General features: G+C 54.9%; 18 protein-coding genes. 9 read left to right on the forward strand and 9 right to left on the reverse strand.

Going from position 1 to position 17,640, the window contains the following annotated elements:
- The first annotated feature begins 414 nt into the window (after positions 1-414).
- Positions 415-1,050: an acetyltransferase gene (locus UW3_RS0121365; RefSeq protein ID WP_010225484.1), complete on the forward strand. Its 636-nt coding sequence runs from the start codon at positions 415-417 to the stop codon at positions 1,048-1,050.
- A 235-nt stretch (positions 1,051-1,285) separates the two neighbouring features.
- On the opposite strand, the gene UW3_RS0121370 is transcribed toward UW3_RS0121365, so the two are convergent.
- The gene (locus UW3_RS0121370; RefSeq protein ID WP_010225486.1) at positions 1,286-1,492 is read right to left on the reverse strand and encodes a YceK/YidQ family lipoprotein; all 207 of its coding nucleotides are present in this window, start codon (positions 1,490-1,492) and stop codon (positions 1,286-1,288) included.
- Between the two features lie 175 nt (positions 1,493-1,667).
- Here UW3_RS0121370 and UW3_RS29835 point away from each other — a divergent pair, with 175 nt between their 5' ends.
- Together UW3_RS29835 and UW3_RS0121380 are read left to right on the forward strand one after the other, a co-directional pair.
- Complete coding sequence (locus UW3_RS29835) at positions 1,668-1,922, forward strand: hypothetical protein (RefSeq protein ID WP_010225488.1); 255 nt, start codon at positions 1,668-1,670, stop codon at positions 1,920-1,922.
- 97 nt (positions 1,923-2,019) lie between these two features.
- Positions 2,020-2,511, forward strand: coding sequence for a GNAT family N-acetyltransferase (locus UW3_RS0121380; protein ID WP_010225490.1), 492 nt, complete (start codon positions 2,020-2,022; stop codon positions 2,509-2,511).
- A gap of 160 nt (positions 2,512-2,671) precedes the next feature.
- Here UW3_RS0121380 and UW3_RS0121385 read toward each other — a convergent pair whose 3' ends face one another.
- Together UW3_RS0121385 and UW3_RS0121390 are read right to left on the reverse strand one after the other, a co-directional pair.
- Positions 2,672-3,715, reverse strand: a complete 1,044-nt coding sequence (locus UW3_RS0121385; protein WP_010225495.1) for an NAD-dependent epimerase/dehydratase family protein — start codon at positions 3,713-3,715, stop codon at positions 2,672-2,674.
- A 199-nt stretch (positions 3,716-3,914) separates the two neighbouring features.
- Complete coding sequence (locus UW3_RS0121390; protein WP_010225496.1) at positions 3,915-6,044, reverse strand: TonB-dependent siderophore receptor; 2,130 nt, start codon at positions 6,042-6,044, stop codon at positions 3,915-3,917.
- 400 nt (positions 6,045-6,444) lie between these two features.
- Between UW3_RS0121390 and UW3_RS29840 the strand changes: the two genes are divergently transcribed.
- Positions 6,445-6,648 carry a hypothetical protein gene (locus UW3_RS29840; protein ID WP_010225497.1) on the forward strand — a complete coding sequence of 68 codons (204 nt, stop codon included), beginning with the start codon at positions 6,445-6,447 and terminating at the stop codon, positions 6,646-6,648.
- A gap of 347 nt (positions 6,649-6,995) precedes the next feature.
- On the opposite strand, the gene UW3_RS0121400 is transcribed toward UW3_RS29840, so the two are convergent.
- Entirely contained in the window at positions 6,996-8,495 is a 1,500-nt protein-coding gene (locus tag UW3_RS0121400; protein WP_010225498.1) for a sensor domain-containing diguanylate cyclase, read from the reverse strand.
- A gap of 296 nt (positions 8,496-8,791) precedes the next feature.
- Between UW3_RS0121400 and UW3_RS0121405 the strand changes: the two genes are divergently transcribed.
- The gene (locus UW3_RS0121405; protein WP_026001453.1) at positions 8,792-9,097 is read left to right on the forward strand and encodes a hypothetical protein; all 306 of its coding nucleotides are present in this window, start codon (positions 8,792-8,794) and stop codon (positions 9,095-9,097) included.
- 143 nt (positions 9,098-9,240) lie between these two features.
- Here UW3_RS0121405 and UW3_RS0121410 read toward each other — a convergent pair whose 3' ends face one another.
- Positions 9,241-9,594, reverse strand: a complete 354-nt coding sequence (locus tag UW3_RS0121410; RefSeq protein WP_010225499.1) for a hypothetical protein — start codon at positions 9,592-9,594, stop codon at positions 9,241-9,243.
- A 94-nt stretch (positions 9,595-9,688) separates the two neighbouring features.
- Here UW3_RS0121410 and UW3_RS28915 point away from each other — a divergent pair, with 94 nt between their 5' ends.
- Complete coding sequence (locus UW3_RS28915; RefSeq protein WP_026001454.1) at positions 9,689-9,937, forward strand: hypothetical protein; 249 nt, start codon at positions 9,689-9,691, stop codon at positions 9,935-9,937.
- A gap of 535 nt (positions 9,938-10,472) precedes the next feature.
- Here the strand turns inward: UW3_RS28915 and UW3_RS28405 are convergent.
- Positions 10,473-10,925, reverse strand: a complete 453-nt coding sequence (locus UW3_RS28405) for a hypothetical protein (RefSeq protein ID WP_081492838.1) — start codon at positions 10,923-10,925, stop codon at positions 10,473-10,475.
- 256 nt (positions 10,926-11,181) lie between these two features.
- On the opposite strand from UW3_RS28405, the gene UW3_RS28790 reads away from it, so the two are divergent.
- Complete coding sequence (locus UW3_RS28790; protein WP_103143276.1) at positions 11,182-11,313, forward strand: YHYH domain-containing protein; 132 nt, start codon at positions 11,182-11,184, stop codon at positions 11,311-11,313.
- 124 nt (positions 11,314-11,437) lie between these two features.
- Here the strand turns inward: UW3_RS28790 and UW3_RS28575 are convergent, their stop codons facing one another.
- The 3 genes from UW3_RS28575 to UW3_RS28415 all read right to left on the reverse strand — a co-directional run bounded on the left by UW3_RS28575 (position 11,438) and on the right by UW3_RS28415 (position 13,182).
- Positions 11,438-11,770, reverse strand: a complete 333-nt coding sequence (locus UW3_RS28575; protein ID WP_010225503.1) for a hypothetical protein — start codon at positions 11,768-11,770, stop codon at positions 11,438-11,440.
- Between the two features lie 219 nt (positions 11,771-11,989).
- Positions 11,990-12,559 carry a DJ-1/PfpI family protein gene (locus UW3_RS0121430; RefSeq protein ID WP_010225504.1) on the reverse strand — a complete coding sequence of 190 codons (570 nt, stop codon included), beginning with the start codon at positions 12,557-12,559 and terminating at the stop codon, positions 11,990-11,992.
- A gap of 308 nt (positions 12,560-12,867) precedes the next feature.
- On the reverse strand, positions 12,868-13,182 hold the full coding sequence (locus UW3_RS28415) for an excalibur calcium-binding domain-containing protein (protein ID WP_337460034.1): 315 nt from the start codon (positions 13,180-13,182) through the stop codon (positions 12,868-12,870).
- Between the two features lie 1,360 nt (positions 13,183-14,542).
- Between UW3_RS28415 and UW3_RS29850 the strand changes: the two genes are divergently transcribed.
- Positions 14,543-15,505, forward strand: a complete 963-nt coding sequence (locus UW3_RS29850; protein WP_081492839.1) for a fimbrial protein — start codon at positions 14,543-14,545, stop codon at positions 15,503-15,505.
- Positions 15,506-16,007: 502 nt separating this feature from the next.
- Positions 16,008-17,474 carry an FAD-binding oxidoreductase gene (locus UW3_RS0121445; RefSeq protein WP_237716767.1) on the forward strand — a complete coding sequence of 489 codons (1,467 nt, stop codon included), beginning with the start codon at positions 16,008-16,010 and terminating at the stop codon, positions 17,472-17,474.
- Positions 17,475-17,640: the final 166 nt, after the last annotated feature.

A 17,640-nucleotide genomic window follows, 5' to 3' on the forward strand; every position in this document is an offset into this window, starting at 1 on the left:
CCCTCACGCGTGCACCGCACGCTTGAGTGTACGCACACCTCCATGTGTGAATCCTTTCAGCGCTGCTGATGGATACACCTTAGAAGAACATTTCCAGCTTGTCGGCTGCGTTCTGTGCAAAAGTCCATTGCACGGTTGCAGGCGATGCAACATAGCGCCTGAACGCCGTCGCGCTCCCTCGCCGCGCCCTACCCGCCCTATTGCCATCGACGCCCTGGCCGATAACCCCTCCAGGCCCGACTGCCGTGCGAGCTCAACCTGATCGGCGACCTGGCCAGGACGGCTGTCTTGCGCCCTGATGGCGAGCACCGGGTAAAAACCATACAATTTTGCTGGCAGCATAAATAGGCTCATCGCTGATCAAGCAATAACAAACTCCTATATTTTCTGTTTATACAAATAGAGCGGCAATCCATGCAAAAAGTGATTGGTATTTATGGTGCAGGCGGTTTCGGCCGAGAAGTTTTACCCTTGGTTCGCGCGCAATACCCGGATGAGCAACTGTGCTTTATCGTTGACGCAGCAGAAGAAAAACACGTCAACGGCTGCCCGGTCTACACCTTCCAAGAATATGTGGACCTGCCCCACACCGGGAAGTCTGTGATCATTGCCATTGGCAGCAGCACCGCACGTGAAGCGCTCGAAGCCAAGTGCAGGCAAGAGCACCTGGGCATCGCGTCGGTAACAGCATCCAGCTCAATCATTTTAGATTCGGTCGAGGTGGGCGAAGGCGCAGTACTCTGCCACTTCACCCACCTGACCTCCAATATAAAAATAGGCAAGCAATTCCACGCCAACATTTATAGCTACGTGGCGCATGATTGTGTCATCGGCGATTACGTCACCTTTGCCCCAAACGTTCATTGCAATGGCCATGTGCACATCGAAGATCATGCCTACATCGGCACAGGGGCAATCATCAAGCCGGGCACCTCAAGCAAACCGCTGGTTATTGGCAAAGGCGCAGTTGTTGGCATGGGTGCGGTTGTGACCAAGAGCGTGGCCGCTGGGGTAACCGTAGTGGGCAATCCCGCCAAACCCTTGCTGTGAACCACCTGAAGCGCTTGATGCGAGCGCTTCCAGAAGCTGCTGGGCAAGCGTCTGGCTTCAAGCAAGATCTGCGGGTCGTAGCCATGCTCGCCGGCGCAAGCCTCGCCTTTGGACAAACGCGTTGATAAGGACCGCTACATCTGTGCAAAACCGGGGCATGGTGTTGAGTCCTAGCAGAGGGCTGTGGCTCACGCGCCTGTAGTGGCGGGTACGCGGCCCGGGATGCCCATTGTGATCAGTACCAGCACAGCGGTAGCGAAACGGTATCGGCAACGAAGGTGAACGGCAAATCCAGGAGCACAAGCGGACCAATAAACTGTGCGAGCTGATATTCAACCTCAAGCCCCTCATAGCAGTCATACGAACCATGGGAAACTGCTGCAGTCCAGGCACAGCCACCCACTTGTGAGATGGCCAATATCAACATGAGCTTCTGTAGCATGTAATGTCCTTATTACCTTTCCGTTGTCTGTCCTATAGACGCTATCGTGAAAAGTTAGTCACCTACCTCCCCCTGCGCGCCCAACGGCAACCAGCGATCCAGACTGCTCGGGTTGAGACAATCTCAAACATAGGGCAATCTTTCAGAGACGCATGCCCAGAAAAGGAGTTCTCAGATGGCATTTTCACCGAGGGAGCGAACCGCACTGCTCGCGCTCAAGGGCGTAGGCCCAACCGTTATAACCCGCCTCGAGCAAATGGGTATTGAATCGCTGGCAGAGCTCGGCAAAGCGGACGTCAGTGACATCCTGGCTCACGCATCAGCCGCACTAGGCTCGACCTGCTGGAAGAACAGCCCTCAAGCCCGAGCAGCCATTACCGCCGCCGTTGACCTGGCGAGAAGCACTCCAGAACACTCGCTCGCCGGCTAGCATGGTTCGATCATCTGCGCAGGTGCCAGCCAGCACCTTTCCAATGGTGGCCGGATAACGTTCAGACGGGGTTACCGGCGGTATAAAAAGGCAACGCATGGACCTGCAATTCAAGCGACTCAGTGAAATCAGCAGCGCCGATATCATCGAGCTCAACAACAACCCCGATGTCTTGCGCCACATGCCCTTGGGCCGCCCTGACTTTGACGAAGCCAAATGCTCAGCGTGGGTCGCCGAAAAAGAGTCACAGTGGCTGCTCAATGGATATGGCCCATGGGCTTTTTGGGTGAATCAGACATTTGCCGGCTGGGGCGGTTTGCAGCAAGAACAAGGTGATGCAGACCTGGCCCTGGTTTTACACCCGGACTACTGGGGCTTGGGCAAGGCAATTTTTGATGAGATCGTTCGGCGAGCCTTTCAGGAGATGGGACTGGGGTCGGTCACTGTCTTGCTTGCGCCAAGCAGAACACGCATCAAGGGTATTCTTCGAATAGGCTTTCGCCGTGATGGAGAGGTCGAGGTCGACGGCATACGCTTCGCTCGCTACCGGCTGCTTGCGAGCACTCGCGCTTGCATCCAACGACGGTAACGGGTGATTTTCTGCGGCTGTTTGCCTATGGCTTTTCTCTCCCGTGCAGGGCTCGCCCCCGTGCAAACGGCCGTAGAATTTGCAGCTGTCGACGCCAAGCGCCAACAGGTCAGTGAGCAGATCGCAACGTTACAGGCGCTGGACCGTCACCTGGTCGAACTCAAAGGCGAGATGAACGCGCTGTTCGGCCAGCAAACCCAGGCCTGTCCTCGTACGGCTGGATCGCTCGCCTGCCAAGATAGCTGAACGCCGACCTCAGGCTATCCTCCGCAGAGCGCGGGCTGAAGCCCAGTTCCCGGCGCGCCTTGGCGATGCTGTACTCCTGGCGCACGTCATGGAACAGGCGTACCTGGCTCAGCAGCAACTGCGCCGGCCTGCCGGTCAGGCTCGCTATCCGCTCCTGTACCCAGGCGACACACATCAGCAACCAGCGCGGTGCTCGCGGAGGCTGACGATACCCCGGCACCCGTGCATTGGCCGCCTCCAGCAGATCGGCCAGTGACGAGGAGCGCTCGTTCGCGAGGATGTAGCGCTGCCCTGCCCGGCCCTTTTGCGCCGCCAGAATCAAGCCCTGGGCGACGTCACGCACATCGACGAAATTGAAGTGAAACCCCGGGTCCAGTGGCATCTGACGTTGGCGCACGGATTCGAGAAAGCTCATGGTGTCGGTCAGTTGCGTCGCATTGGGCCCGATCATGGCCGAGGGCAAGACCGAGACCATCCACAGGTCCAGCTCCCGCGCAGTCTGCCAGGCCATTCGCTCGGCGAGGATCTTCGACTTGTAGTAAGCGTTTTCGGTCTCGTCGTTCCAGGTGTCTTCATCCAGCGGTTGACCATCATGCCCGATCGCGGCCACCGAGCTGACGTACACGACCCGTTTCACACCCGCGCGAGACGCGGCCTGCAACGCATTGCGCGTACCCCGCACATTAGGTTCGACGATCTCGGCTTCTGGCCGCCTGGCCCAATGCCTGAACACCGCAGCCACCTGGAACAGTACCTCGACCCCTGCCATCGCCTTGAGCAGGGACGGTTCATCCTGCAATTCGGCATAGACGAGCTCGCAATCCAGCCCGTCAAAGGGCTCGGTCCTTGTCGTATCGCGCACGCCGGCCCGCACACGGTAGCCCTGATCGAGCAACGCCCTGACCAGGGTATTCCCCAGATGCCCATTGGCGCCTGTCACCAGACACAACTTGCTCACAGAACCTCCTTGTGACAGAACCCTGCCGCGTTTAATCGCCACAGCGTAAAGTCTGTCCCTAGGGGCATAGTCAAGCGGATACTGGGCAGTAGTTCTGATTTCACACTTCGAGCGGGAAACAGCGTCGTCAGGTGATTCGCCAATGCCTGCCCGACCACGGCCATCCAAGAGCACGATTGCCGTCAGCTTCCCCCGCCGATCAGAACGTGTAGGCCACTCCTGCCTGCACCGTGCGCGGAGCTCCAGGGTAGACATAGCTATTGAAGGCCCCTTCGTCATACCCCTTGTTGAACACGTTCTTCACGTCCAGGTTCAGGCGCACGTGCTCGTTGACCTTGTAGAAGCTCAGCAGGTCCACCACGCTGTAGCGTTCCATGGTGTAGGTCAGCGCTTCGGTTTGGCCACTGCGATCGTCCACGTACTTGACCCCCACCCCCAGGCCCAGGCCCTTGGCCAAACCGTCCTGGAACTCGTAGGTGTTGAGCAGGCTGAAGCTGTTGCGCGGGATATTGGCCAGGCGTGTGCCGGTGGGCAGGCGATTGTCCTTGGTCACCTCGGCATCGACGTAGGCGTAGCCGCCGATCATCCGCCATTCAGGGGTGATGTTGCCCGCCACGTTGATGTCCAGGCCACGGCTGCGCACCTCGCCGGCCGCCAGGCTGTAGTCGGTGTTCAGCGGGTCGCGGGTGAGCACGTTTTGCTTGACGATGTGGTACACCGCGGCATCGACACTCAGTTGGCGATCCAGCGCCTCCCACTTCACGCCCAGCTCATAGGACTTGCCTTTCTCCGGGTCGAAACCACCGCCGCCGGCCGGCGTGCCGGTGTTGGGTTTGAACGAGCGGGCGGTGTTGGCGTAGACCGCGACCGTGTCGCTCAGGTCGTAGAGCAGGCCAAAGCGCGGGGTGACGCCGTTCTGCCCTTTGCTGAAATCGCGGCTGTTGACGAGTTTATCGTCATAGTCGTGCTCGAAGCGTTCAAAACGCACCCCGGCGAGGGCCTTGAGGCGCTCGGTCAGGGCCACCTGGTCCTGGATGAAGAAGGCCCAGGTCTGCAGGTTCTCCTTGTCCCAGGTGGTGACGCGGGTCAGCGCCGGGCGCGCCTGGCCAAGTACCGGGTTGTAGATGTCGATCGGGTAGGTACCGTTCGCCGCCGAGGAGCGCCGGATGATCGAGTTGTAGTCGTAGTCCTCGTACTCGACGCCGGTCAGTAGCGTATGGGCGAAGCCACCCGTGTCGAAATGACCGGTAAGGTTGAGTTGCCAGTCGCGGTCGGTCCATTCCAGCTTGCGGTAGTTGAAGTTGCGTTGCAGGGTGCGGCCGTCGGCCGGTGCGCCGTTGGCCTCCACGGCGTTGCCCTTGAGCGAGCCGTCGAGGAACTGGAAACCACCGCCCAGGGTCCAGTTGTCGTTGAGCAGGTGCTCGAAACGCACTTGGGCCATGTTGTTGTCGTTGTGCAGCAGGTTGTCGCTGCCTTTCTCCCAGATGTAAGTGTCGCGGGAGGCGCTACCGGTCTGGGTGCTGTAGCGGGTCAGGCCACGGTCGAGTGGGTGATTGTTGCGCATGAAATCGCCCTCGAAAACGACCTTCGTGCTGTCGTTGACCTGCCAGCTGATCACCGGTGCCACGTCGTAGCGTTCACTCTCGACATCGTCACGGAAGCTTTCACCGCCCTCACCGAGCACGTTCAGGCGGTAGGCGAGGCTACCGTCCTGGCTCAGCGGGCCCGTGGCGTCCAGGGTGGCGCGGTGCATGCCCTGGTCGTCGAACTGGCTGCCCAGGATGACCTTCGATTCGGGCAGCGGTTGCTTGCTGACCACGTTGAAGGTGCCGCCGGGGTCACCGCGGCCATAGAGGCTGGTGGCCGGGCCGCGCAGCACGTCCAGGCGCTCGACGGTGTTGGCGTCGGGGGCGTTGGGGTAGCCGCGGTTGATCGGGAAACCATTGCGGTAGAACTCGCCGGTGGTGAAACCGCGTACGGTGAAAGTGGTCAGGCCCTGGCCGCCGAAGTTGTTGGCGCGGCCGACGCCGCCGGCATAGTCGAGGCCATCCTGCAGGCGGGTGGCGCCGGTGTCCTCCAGGACATCCTTGGGCACCACGCTGACCGACTGCGGGGTTTCGTGCAGGGCAGTGTCAGTGCGTGTCGCACTGGCCGAACGGTTGGCTTTATAGCCCTCTACAGGCCCATCGGCACGCTCGTAATCGATCGCGTCAGCATTGATGCTGACTGCTTCTAGCTGAATGTTACCCGCCGCAAGAGGCGGTTCTGAGGCCCATACGAGTGAAGGCGCAGCGTGGAGCAGACACAGCGAGACGATCGTGCGACGCATCGATTGCGGTTCCAGAACAGGGAAGAACGGACAGTGAGGGTGAGGCGCGGCGATGGTATATGGTAACAATTCGTATTAGCAATAATTTTCTGCAATCCCCCTCCCCTGGCGAGTCTCCTCAGCGGAATGAACGTCCGGGTTCACGCCACCTTTACGCCATCGAATCCGGTAAGCGTATTGGCCGGGCGCTTACCCCATCGTCAACTGTCTCCCGGTACAGGCCATTTCGACCGGTTCTGCCTGTAGCTCTGGCTCCCAGAAATCTTCCCATGTACTTTTAGCCATGGGAGTGGCGCCCCATCCGTGAGGCCATCGTACAAGTCGCCGCAGGACGAAAGACAGAGGCGATAAAACGGGCAAGACGCCCGCTACCTGCCTGAACGATATGTAAGGATCATGGATGATTGAGGTGAAGGATGTATCGCCCCCAGTTGGGCGAAAAGGGCAATACCAGGCCGAAGCATTACTGGTGTTCAAGGATCAAATGGCAGACAAAGTACACGACTACGAAGTTCAGGTAACTTGGATGGGTAATGAGTGCACAGGAACGTCAATTTACCTCGGTTGTTTTGAGGCCGAAGGTAATCTTGGCGTCGGGGTCTGACATCGAAAAAGCTAAGGCACTTCACCGGATCGCACACGAAAAATGCTTCATTGCCCGTTCGGTTAACTTCCCCGTCAGTCATGAACCCGAAATATCGATAAGCCTGGATAGCTAACGTAACTAGAAATGCTGCTCACGTAGATGGGCACCATTTCTGTTTCGCGCAGCTACCAACGGCAGCCCCACCCACTAGCGGCAGCACGGGCAATGTCAGGCGACGGGGCAAGTGGCGAGCCGACCAGCGTCATCACCAGGCCGATGGTCGCCGACGCCCATATATGGACGGCCAGCAGATAGAGCTGCCAGGTAAAGTCCTGGTCCGTCGCGAACGTCGGCGAGGAAGACGCTCAGCCAACAGCCAGACGATTGCGCCCAGCCGCTTTGGCGATGTAGAGCGCCTGGTCTGCTTTATCGAGCAACGATTGCCATTGATCCAGGTTCGCTCCCGGCATGGAGGAGAGGCCGATGCTCACGGTAACATGCCCAAAGGGACTGCTTTCGTGAACGATATTTTGTCCGTTCAATCGATCAAGCATCAGATGTGCAACCACCGTCGCCCCTGCGATGTCGGTATTGGGCAGGATCACAGCCATTTCCTCGCCACCGTAGCGGGCCAGCAGATCGGTTGGCCGCCGGACACATTCTGCAAGCACACTACCAACCTCCCTCAGGCACGCATCACCCGCAAGATGACCATAGGTGTCGTTGTACAGCTTGAAATGGTCGATATCGATTATGAGTAATGCCAGGAGGGTCTCATCCCGCTGGGCTCGATGTACTTCCATGGCCAGCGTCTCGTCGAAGCAGCGCCGGTTCGCCAGACCGGTCAGCGCATCGTTCATTGCCAATCGCTCGAGCTGCTGGTTGGTCTCGAGTAGTTGCTGCTGCGCCACCAGCAACGCCCCTTCTATCTCGATCCTGCGTCGGATATCGCGGATCAGCATCCACCCGATGATTCCGGTGACCCCAAGCAGGCCCGACACCGCCAACAGCGACAACACCGCTTCGAGCTTCCAGGACGCCAGTGCCTCGCGCTTGCCCAACGCGACGGTGGTCACCAGCGGGAGCCTATCGCTTTTGCGAAAAGCGTAAAGCCGCTCCACCCCGTCCAGGCTGGAGGTGAATGAAGCCGTTCCCACCGTTTTATCGACCAGGTACTTGGCGTAGATCGGAGACGTTGAAAAATTGCGTCCCATGTCCTGCTCGCGAAACGGATAGCGCACCAGCATCGAACCGTCGGTGTAAGACAAACCGATTGCGCCTTCCTGCCCTAAATCGATCTTGCCGAAGAGCCGCAGAAAATTTTCGATCCCCAGGGTAACCGCCACCACTCCAGCAAAATTGCCCTGTGCATCATTGAATCGACGGCTGATGGTGATCACCCATTCCTGGTTGGATCGGCTGCGGATTGGCAGGCCGATAAAGGGCTCGCGGGAAGGGTCGTTGAGGTGATGAATGAAGTAAGCCCGGTCGCTGCTATTGGCGCCTGCCGGAATCGTGCGGTTGGATGACATCAACCACCGGCCTTGCTTGTCATAGATGGTGACGCCGCTCATCTGTGGCATCAGCGGCTGCTGACGGCTAACGAGCAGACTCAGACGATCGATCTGCGCGGGGTCGCTGCCTTCCGTCTCCAGACGCTCGACCAGGCCAAGCAGCAAAAGCGAGCTCTGCCTGACGATGCCGTCAGCATAGGTGGCGAGCGCCTGGGTCAGGTTCAGTCCATGAATGTTAATTTCTTCCAGTGCTCGTTCTCGCGAGGCCACCACTTTCCACAAGGTCAGCGATGCCAAGGAACAGCCAATCACCAGTAGCAAAAGAATAACGAGGTGGATATCACGCTTCACGTCAGTACCTGATGGAGAGTCCGGATTCTCGCGCGGGCTGTCTAGGGCCGCAGCAGAAGGCAATTCCTGGCCTTGGCCAACAATACAAGGAGTGCAACGAAAGCGCAGCAGGGAAAGGCTGGTGGCATGTTTTGTCCATCGTGATCATTTCGCTTTTGGTGAGGATCAAAAGAAACCCGGTCGCCAAGCCGGGGTCTTCATTGGCCGCCATTCGTCCAATGCGCGGCACTCCTCACGGCTTTAGCATCTCTGAATGTTAAGCGTGGATGTCCCGCGCATCAGAACGGAGAGCCCGCATGGAAAGTGACGAGAATGCACCTGGTAACAGGTCGAAGCAGAACGTAACCCGAACAACCACTAACGAAACCGGCCATGATGCCCGGCGTGATGAGCCTGAGGTCCCTCTGCCGCCGGATGATGAGACACCTGTCGAGCAAGAGCTTTCTGACATGCATACCAACCATTCGCAACCAACCGAGCGTCCGCAAGCAGTCAATAAGGGCCGCACCGATCAGCCTGACGCCGACTCACAGATGAACGATCAGGATGAAAACAAGGAACCCCGCGGCGTACCTGCAAGCGACCCTGAATCGGGCGCCTGAGTCTATTCAAACATTCCGATTGCCCGCTCAGCGCGGGCATTTTCATGGCTCAAATTTACTGCAGCCAGGGTAGCCTTCGGGAGGCCTGGCCCCTGACAAAGCAGTAGTACAATGCTATGGAACAACACCGGCAGCCCGCGCACCTATTGCGCTTGCAAGCTACTCAGGTACTTTTTGCAAAAATCAGATTCTGCAATTCTATCGGCTCGCCCTTCCCAACCCTTATACGGAGCGTCGGGGGTGCCCATTATTTCATCCTTGACCTTGTCAGTCATGGCGGTTAGCTCTGCAGCGCTCTTATTGATACCGTGCGCTCGCATGTACTGCCCGGTTTCGAGGGCAGCGTTGGTGACGACTGATGGGTCGACGTTGCTCCCCATCGAATAGGCCACCGCACAACGGTTAGCTTGGTAGATGTGACCCTCAGGGTTCTCGCAGCCGTGTAAAAACAGAAACGCTGTTGCGATCAGCGCTGAGCAGGTTTTATAAGCCTTCACTTTCCTTCCCTGTAATGATTTTGGCAGAAGCGTTCTCGGCAGGGGTTATACCGCGTGTTGCAATTGCCGCCTAGTGGATTGAAGGAGGTGGCCGATGGCGAGAACGCACGTTCAATTCATCGAAGAAGGCGATCGCAAAGCGGAAATTTCAAGAAGAGGTGGCGCGGAGACACCCTACCGGGTGAAGTCTTTGGGACAATCCTTGGCCTGCCCAGATGCGCGCGAAATCTTGTCACGGTATCTTGCACCCACTAAAAGAATCGACTGCAGCCCGTCCTTTTCAAGCAATAAGGCAGAGCAGCCCAAGTTGCAAGATTCGCTCGATGTAAAGCAGACGTTCTGACCCGTGAACCGATAAAGATTCGCTGGCCAACCCGAGCAATCATACAGCCCCAGCCCGGGGCAGAAATACTCTTCAACCTCTCCGGCAGCGATTACATTGGATCCAATGGCATCCTGGAGGCTCCCTGCAGCAAAAACAGGCATACATGTAAATGTAGAAGCAAGGAGAAAGAGTGATCGTTTCAGCATGTGCAGTTCTCAAACAGACTTAAATACAACTCTGTTCTTAAGATAGCTAATTTATATTCCAAATCAAATAATACCGATTAACCCTGCCGTGGGGTCCGGCAGCACGGCTCAGCGTTATGCGCTTTCGGATGCGCCCTGGGGGAGCCGCTGGTTACTCGCTGACGCGTTACGCCGCTACTGCGATCGATTTCGAATGCAGTCTGTCATCCCGCAGCTCTCGATGAGACGCAGCGCCAAGCCCGGCCTTGCGCCGGGATTGTCATGCCTGCCAATTGCAAAAAGCCCAGCACGGGGCTGGGCTTCGTTGGCGTACTCAAATGGCCTTGGGCACGCTGCAGCGAATCGTATCAACGATCGTTCTTGGAAGACGACCTGACCGCGTTGCTCAGCCCTTTAGCATTATGATCACCCGGCGTGGTAGCGGAGATTGCAGTTGACTTGGACAAACCGCGGGTGTCCTTGGAATGAGCAATGCCGGAAGTAGAAGTGCCATGACCATTATCGTCATTGCGGTCGCTACCGTAGCGGTTACCACTCACGCCGTGATCACGTGTCGCCTTACCGGCATGATCGCCGCCAAAACTGGCACCGTTACTTTTACCACCATGGCTGCCATTTCCTGCACCCATGCCGCCACCGTGGCCGCCTCCGTTTCCACCGCCGTGGCCGCCGCCGTGGCCACCACCACCCCCTTCACCCCTTGCGTAAGCTGAGCCGATAGGAGAGAGATCGGCCGGCAACAGCGCCGCCGTCCCCATCACAAATGCACAGGCAAAAACGGCCACCAGGGTTTTCTTCATTTTTTGTACGGCTCCAGAGGTAGGATTGAGTACCTGGTAAGACTGACCACGGTCTCTTAAGTTCTTGCCCTGCCGACGAAATGCGGCCACCGCTACTGCGGGCTCGGTCTCGCTTGTGTCTGTGAGGTACAAGATTACCTTTCATCGGCTACCCCATAACTGGTTTCGTAGGCGCTTGTCGAGTGAAGGCAAATGGCCATAACCTGTGTGTGGTGGAAGATTCCACTACAAATAAATACACATGGAGTCATGCCTGATGAACGTCGTTTCTCTCGTGATTGCCGCTGTCCTTTCGTTCTCTTCGGTCGCTGCGTTTGCGCACAGTGGTGGTACCGACGCCAAGGGTTGTCACACCAACCACAAAACTGGCGGCTACCACTGCCACTAATCAGCCGCAAAGCCCGGCAGTTGCCGGGCCTCCCCCTTGACTCACCCGAGGTGACCGGATCTTCCCTGCAGCCCCAGTGTCGTGCTTGGCTAGAGCTTGCGCAGTATTGCTAGAGACTTGGATGCTAAGCGCAGAAGTACCGGAGCCAATAGGCTTCCCGGCAGGCACTGTTAAAGCTGATGTGGCAAGGGCTAACCGTTTTGTCGAGCGGCTGGCGAACGATTTCGTAGCTAATCCAGCATTCAGCGCAGGCTGCGTCGCTGGGAAAGTTATCCTGCTCCGCGAGCCGTTTGATGAGTGCGCCGTCATCGAAGGCATAGATGTGTTCCTCAGCGCTGACGGTGACCCCCTGGTCGAGCCAGGTTTCTTGATTCGAATGTTCAAGATGCGCGATGCGCGGCGAGGACAACCCCAAGATGGCACTGACGTAGTTGGCGAGGTGATCCAAGTGAGCCATGGGCTATGTCCACAGGTGATTTAGAGCGGCTAGCGAAAGTGCCAAGGGAGAGGTGCAACTTTACTAGCCAGGTTAGCGGCTCGACAAATCTGCGTAAGCATCTGGCGAAGTCCTCGACCCGGATGCTGATGTCACATGCCCTAGATAGTTGCGAGAAGTAAACAGGTGGACCAGTCCTCACACCGAGTACTCATGAGCTGCGGCTGTGGGACGACACGGTTACTCATGTTCAGCGGCCAACATTGATCTGAACTGTAGAACAACCTCTGGCGATAGCCCCGCAGCTTCAAACACTGCGCAGGTGAAGCTAACAGGTGCAGGGCCTGGTGCAGTAATGATCCGGTCTGCAACCATAGCGCCTGTACAGCTGTGATAAAGAGCCTCCCCTTTATAATTTGCAGCCTTCTGTTTTAGGAAATCAGCGCTGTTCGAGGTGTGAGGCGTCGTGTTGAGGAGGTCGGCCCTCGCCAGAGCCAGCGTTGCGCCACATATTCCAGCGATTGTCGCCCCCGCGAGTCGGCTAGCACGAAGAAAGTCTCCAATATCTGGCGCTTCTGCTTGCTCCCAGACCATGCCTCCGACGATGACGACAACATCTGGTTTCCAGTCCAGGCATTGTTCCAAACTGCTATCCACCGTTACGGCCAACCCTCCCTGCGAGAAGAACTGCCCCGGAGCTGGGGCAAAAAAGCGGACGTCGATTCCGTAAAACGGTGATGCGGTGCCTGCAATGAAAGCGTATTCCCAATCAGCAAAACCGGGTGTCAGTACCAAACCTATGCGTGCCATCTGTCAGAGTCCTCCTTGAATCCCGGGAACATAAAGCGGTAACAACCGGATTTCAAGGCTTGTTTTAGGCAGCTCCCTGCCGATCAAGTCGTCTTGGCTACAGGGTCTCAACGCAGATATGCGACGATGTCGCCTGCGAACTTGCTCCGACCAGCGACAGGGAACAGGCCGCGAGCACTGGGCCAGACTGAACGCCCTGCCTCGCTACATGTTCCTGCTGCGCCCTTCTAGGCCCACCAACCTCCGCCGGCTTCAGCACCGGTGACAACTCACTGATATCTACCAACATGCCAGCTATCGGTGAGTTGTCACCGGCACCACTGCGCCTCACAGGGCACGCCGTCGTAGTCACCGTCCATCTCCATGCCTGGGCAATTTTGCAGAAAGTTTTTGGCCTCTTTGCACGAGGTCATCTGGGAACAATATTTGCGCCCATCGCATTTGAATGGCGGTGAAACAAGCTTCGGAGCAATCGTAACTGAAGAGGCTGCTGTGGGAGGCGATAGCCGGACCTCAGTCAAGGATTGCAATTGAGGGGAAAGCTTCCAAGCCAACAGACCAACAACGAGCGCTACCAAAATCAGTTTCATTTTGATCCACCCGTGATGAGAGGCCGTTTGCATTTGCGCGTTGCCTGCTTTCCAGCGTAACCCACTAATCCACGTTCAGCCTGCCGGTAGGTGAGAAAGCGGCCACCGTCCACTTCCTCGCTCCCAGTCAGGTTCATTCCGACCCGGGCCATGCCGGTGATTTTCACGTCGAGCAGCTGCGGGAAAACATCGGGGCCTGGCCCTGAACCAAATATCCAGGCGCTGATAGTCGAGCGCCCAAGGCCTGACAATTACCGATCAGCAGCAGAACCGAGCGCCTGATGGAGCCTGTACGACACCAACATAAAGAGCCCCACCTTGAGAACTAGTGGCTAGATGGTTGCTCGCCAACCAGGGGAGGAATGCCGCCCAAGGCCTAGCGCTTGTGGCAAAAATGAGAATCGTCTGATTTCGAATTCGAGGTGGCGTAGGTAGCTTCACCTATCCATTTTGAACTAGTACGAATTAGCAATGAACTTACACAATTCGGAATTAACGCAAAGCAAGCAAGCAAGTAATTAAGTAATTAAGTAATTAAGTAATTAAGTAATTAAGTAATTAAGTAATTAAGTAATTAAGTAATTAAGTAATTAAGTAATTAAGTAATTAAGTAATTAAGTAATTAAGTAATTAAGTAATTAAGTAATTAAGTAATTAAGTAATTAAGTAATTAAGTAATTAAGTAATTAAGTAATTAAGTAATTAAGTAATTAAGTAATTAAGTAATTAAGTAATTAAGTAATTAAGTAATTAAGTAATTAAGTAATTAAGTAATTAAGTAATTAAGTAATTAAGTAATTAAGTAATTAAGTAATTAAGTAATTAAGTAATTAAGTAATTAAGTAATTAAGTAATTAAGTAATTAAGTAATTAAGTAATTAAGTAATTAAGTAATTAAGTAATTAAGTAATTAAGTAATTAAGTAATTAAGTAATTAAGTAATTAAGTAATTAAGTAATTAAGTAATTAAGTAATTAAGTAATTAAGTAATTAAGTAATTAAGTAATTAAGTAATTAAGTAATTAAGTAATTAAGTAATTAAGTAATTAAGTAATTAAGTAATTAAGTAATTAAGTAATTAAGTAATTAAGTAATTAAGTAATTAAGTAATTAAGTAATTAAGTAATTAAGTAATTAAGTAATTAAGTAATTAAGTAATTAAGTAATTAAGTAATTAAGTAATTAAGTAATTAAGTAATTAAGTAATTAAGTAATTAAGTAATTATAAATTAAAACCAACTTTACTTGCAAGTGCTCTTATTGCAATTTCTGCTTGTGCGCCTACCGTGCAGCACGAAACTTCTGCAAGCACTCCCCTTCGCGATGAAGCCAACAAACTCAAAGTTGAAAACCCGGATTACCATTGGGAATTTATTGAGAGGCCAGGCAAGTAATGGCACTCAACAACATAACATGGCTGCTGTTCACCCTATTGCTCTGCGCCAGCACTTCATCAATGGCCGCAATTTGCACACCAGTATCAAATTTCAAGACGCTTATACTAAATAGTTCACTTAGCGATATGAAACTTGATATCCCCCGAGATACACCTGATGGCACCACTGTCTACGAACAGTCTATGGGCAGCGTGGGCGACACAGCCTCATATGACTGCAGCGTCAACACCAATATGGGGCTTATTGCTAATCCGTCCTTCAGCACCCATACCACCAAGGGCTACTTGTTCGCGATGCCCGGGACCGGACTGTCCTGGTACATTAAAAGTGGGGATAAAAACGAGGGCCTGCCCTCCTATGACGACAACGTTGTAACAACAACAGGTAGTCGATATCTCATGGGTGCTACCTATACGCTCGGCTTGGTAAAAACAGGTAATATTCCCACCAATACCAAACCGATCAACGGGCTACTGGCCACCTATAAGAAAGGTGATCTGGAACTTATCAAGTTCTATCTTAACTTAACCATTACCCATCAATCTGCCTCCTGCAAAAGTCCGGACGTGCAGGTCAATATGGGCACTGATCACACCGTCAGCAGCCTTGACACTGCAAACACGCCCAAGGTCGCCTTCAACATTAACCTGATTGACTGCCCAAAGGCGATTAACAAGATCCATTACACGCTCAAAGCCAACACTTCCATTATTGATGCACGAGCGGGAATTGTTGAGTTAAGCGCCGACTCAATCGCTCGCGGGATTGGCCTTCAGCTATTCAACGAAAATAGTCAACCCATTGAACTCGAAAAGAGTCAGGTCTTCACCGACAGCACCGGCAACAGTGGTGGAAACTTCCAGATCCCCCTCAAAGCGGCCTACTACCGAATACCCAATGAATCACTCACACCTGGCACGGCAAACTCGAGTGTGACCTTCATCATGAGCTACCTTTGAAGCCTCCCTCAATGAAGGGTCTCGCTATAACCACTCAGGGCGCGCAGCTGGTATTCGGTGACAGCCTGGTAAAGCGACTCAGCCTCCAGCCGCAGGCGCTCGACTTCCTTTGCCGGTTGACCGGCATCCAGGGCTTCAGGATAGCGGCGCAGCGCATCGATGGCCTGCTGAATCAGCGGCTCGCCGGCCTAGATTACGCCCACCAGGGTCCTCTTCACGCTTTGTCGCTCTGGCCATTTGATCAAAGCAGTATAGGCCATCGGCCATTTCTTCTTAGCTGCAGAGCGCGCCAGATCAATGACGACCGCCAATGTCTGGTTCCGGCCAGGAGCGGACAGTGGACAAGATGATGGCAAAGCAGTAACGTCAGGCTCCTGGGTCGAATGTCCACTTCTGTAGTATTTCGGCCGAGTTCCGTAGCAACGGTGTACCGTCAATTCAGCGAGTCTGCTTCGAAGTCCGAATGCACGCGTTATTTTCGAGTCACAGCGAGGGAACGCAATTGATCGACAATACGCAACTGCACTCCACTTCAGAGTCGTCGCATATTCTCACTCGGCGCAATCTACTCCAGGCTGGCATGACCGGGATTGCAGTCAGTGTGCTTTCACCTTGGTCGTTATGGGCGGCACCATCGGGCGTCTTGGTTAACGATGTGACACTGCTCAATCCGATTTGGGTTAATCGCCTGTTCGCACCGCGCACCACCGACGAAATACAACAGGCGCTCGCTATGTGGTCAGGCCCGGTCAGTATCGGTGGTGGCCGCTATAGCATGGGTGGACAGATTGCCACCGAAGACAGCCTGCACCTCGACATGCGTCAGTTCAATCAGGTAATCCGATACTCGCCTGAGAACAGGGTCATACGCGTGCAAACAGGGATGCGGTGGCGTGACCTGCAGTCGGTCATAGACCCGCACGACCACTCGATAAAAATCATGCAGAGCTATGCCAACTTCACCGTCGGCGGATCGCTGTCGGTCAATGCTCATGGGCGCTATGTCGGCGCTGGCCCGGTAATCAACTCTGTGCGTTCTCTGCAACTGGTGCTCGCCAACGGTTCGGTAGTAGAAGCGTCCCGCACCGCAAATGCCGACCTGTTCCACGCTGCCATCGGTGGCTATGGTGCGCTGGGGGTGATCACTGAGGTCGAACTGGACCTTGCGTCCAACGTCACGATGGAACGTCAGATACACCGCATGTCAGTTGCCGATTACCCGAATTTTTTCAATGACCAGGTCTGTGGGAACGAACAGGCTATCCTGCACAACGCCGATCTGGCCCCCCCTTACTTTGACCAGGCCACTTCCGTCACCTGGCGCGCCTCGGACAAAGAGTTGACAGTCGCAGAAAGGCTGGTCGCGCCGGGGCAATCGTACAAACTCAACCAGACCCTCATGTGGAGTGTGGCCAAGCTTCCCGGCGGCCCGCTGATTCGCAAGGATGTGATCGATCCACTGCGCTATCTCAACCACCCGGTTGTACGGCGCAATTACGAGGCTAGTGCGGATGTCGCCTCGCTTGGGCCTATCGCAACCCGAAACAGTACCTACGCGTTGCAGGAATATTTTGTGCCGGTGGCACAGTTCAATGCGTTCGTAAAGCAAATGGCCGCCATCCTACAGGCGCACCGCGTTGACGCCGTTAATATCTCCATCCGGCACGCTCAGGGCGACCCCGACTCGTTTCTGTCTTGGGCACGCGAAGAAGTGTTTTCCTTCGTACTCTATTACTGGCAACGCGTTTGCGTGGTCGACCGTGAGGAAGTTGGCGTGTGGACGCGCAAACTTATCAACGCCGCGCTGTCGCTTGGGGGTACCTATTATCTACCCTACCAACTGCATGCAACGCAGGAACAGTTCTCACGTGCCTACCCAAACGCGCGACGTCTGTTCGCACTCAAGGCGCAAGTCGATCCGGGTAAGCGATTCCGGAACAAGCTCTGGGACAAGTACTACACGGGGTAGTGTAAGGCCCGTGGCAAAGGAAGCCTGAACCCAACTTGGTGATGTCGCGTTTTCCCTCTGCGTCCGTTATTTGGCAAGCCGTGAGGTAGCTTTGGGTTGTTTACAGCCCTTTGCGACAGGCAACAATCGGCCAATAGTGGACTACCCCCATTCCAATAGACATTTT

Source organism: Pseudomonas donghuensis, from assembly GCF_000259195.1.
GTDB lineage: Bacteria > Pseudomonadota > Gammaproteobacteria > Pseudomonadales > Pseudomonadaceae > Aquipseudomonas > Aquipseudomonas donghuensis.

What these genes read in the sequence shown, in the direction of transcription:
- UW3_RS0121370 (WP_010225486.1), bottom strand. Translation starts at nt 1,492, where the DNA reads ATGCTACAGAAGCTCATGTTGATATTGGCCATCTCACAAGTGGGTGGC.
- UW3_RS29850 (WP_081492839.1), top strand. Translation starts at nt 14,543, where the DNA reads ATGGCACTCAACAACATAACATGGCTGCTGTTCACCCTATTGCTCTGC.
- UW3_RS0121380 (WP_010225490.1), top strand. Translation starts at nt 2,020, where the DNA reads ATGGACCTGCAATTCAAGCGACTCAGTGAAATCAGCAGCGCCGATATC.
- UW3_RS29840 (WP_010225497.1), top strand. Translation starts at nt 6,445, where the DNA reads ATGATTGAGGTGAAGGATGTATCGCCCCCAGTTGGGCGAAAAGGGCAA.
- UW3_RS28790 (WP_103143276.1), top strand. Translation starts at nt 11,182, where the DNA reads ATGAACGTCGTTTCTCTCGTGATTGCCGCTGTCCTTTCGTTCTCTTCG.
- UW3_RS0121430 (WP_010225504.1), bottom strand. Translation starts at nt 12,559, where the DNA reads ATGGCACGCATAGGTTTGGTACTGACACCCGGTTTTGCTGATTGGGAA.
- UW3_RS0121390 (WP_010225496.1), bottom strand. Translation starts at nt 6,044, where the DNA reads ATGCGTCGCACGATCGTCTCGCTGTGTCTGCTCCACGCTGCGCCTTCA.
- UW3_RS28405 (WP_081492838.1), bottom strand. Translation starts at nt 10,925, where the DNA reads ATGAAGAAAACCCTGGTGGCCGTTTTTGCCTGTGCATTTGTGATGGGG.
- UW3_RS28915 (WP_026001454.1), top strand. Translation starts at nt 9,689, where the DNA reads ATGGCGAGAACGCACGTTCAATTCATCGAAGAAGGCGATCGCAAAGCG.
- UW3_RS29835 (WP_010225488.1), top strand. Translation starts at nt 1,668, where the DNA reads ATGGCATTTTCACCGAGGGAGCGAACCGCACTGCTCGCGCTCAAGGGC.
- UW3_RS0121365 (WP_010225484.1), top strand. Translation starts at nt 415, where the DNA reads ATGCAAAAAGTGATTGGTATTTATGGTGCAGGCGGTTTCGGCCGAGAA.
- UW3_RS28575 (WP_010225503.1), bottom strand. Translation starts at nt 11,770, where the DNA reads ATGGCTCACTTGGATCACCTCGCCAACTACGTCAGTGCCATCTTGGGG.
- UW3_RS0121405 (WP_026001453.1), top strand. Translation starts at nt 8,792, where the DNA reads ATGGAAAGTGACGAGAATGCACCTGGTAACAGGTCGAAGCAGAACGTA.
- UW3_RS28415 (WP_337460034.1), bottom strand. Translation starts at nt 13,182, where the DNA reads ATGCAAACGGCCTCTCATCACGGGTGGATCAAAATGAAACTGATTTTG.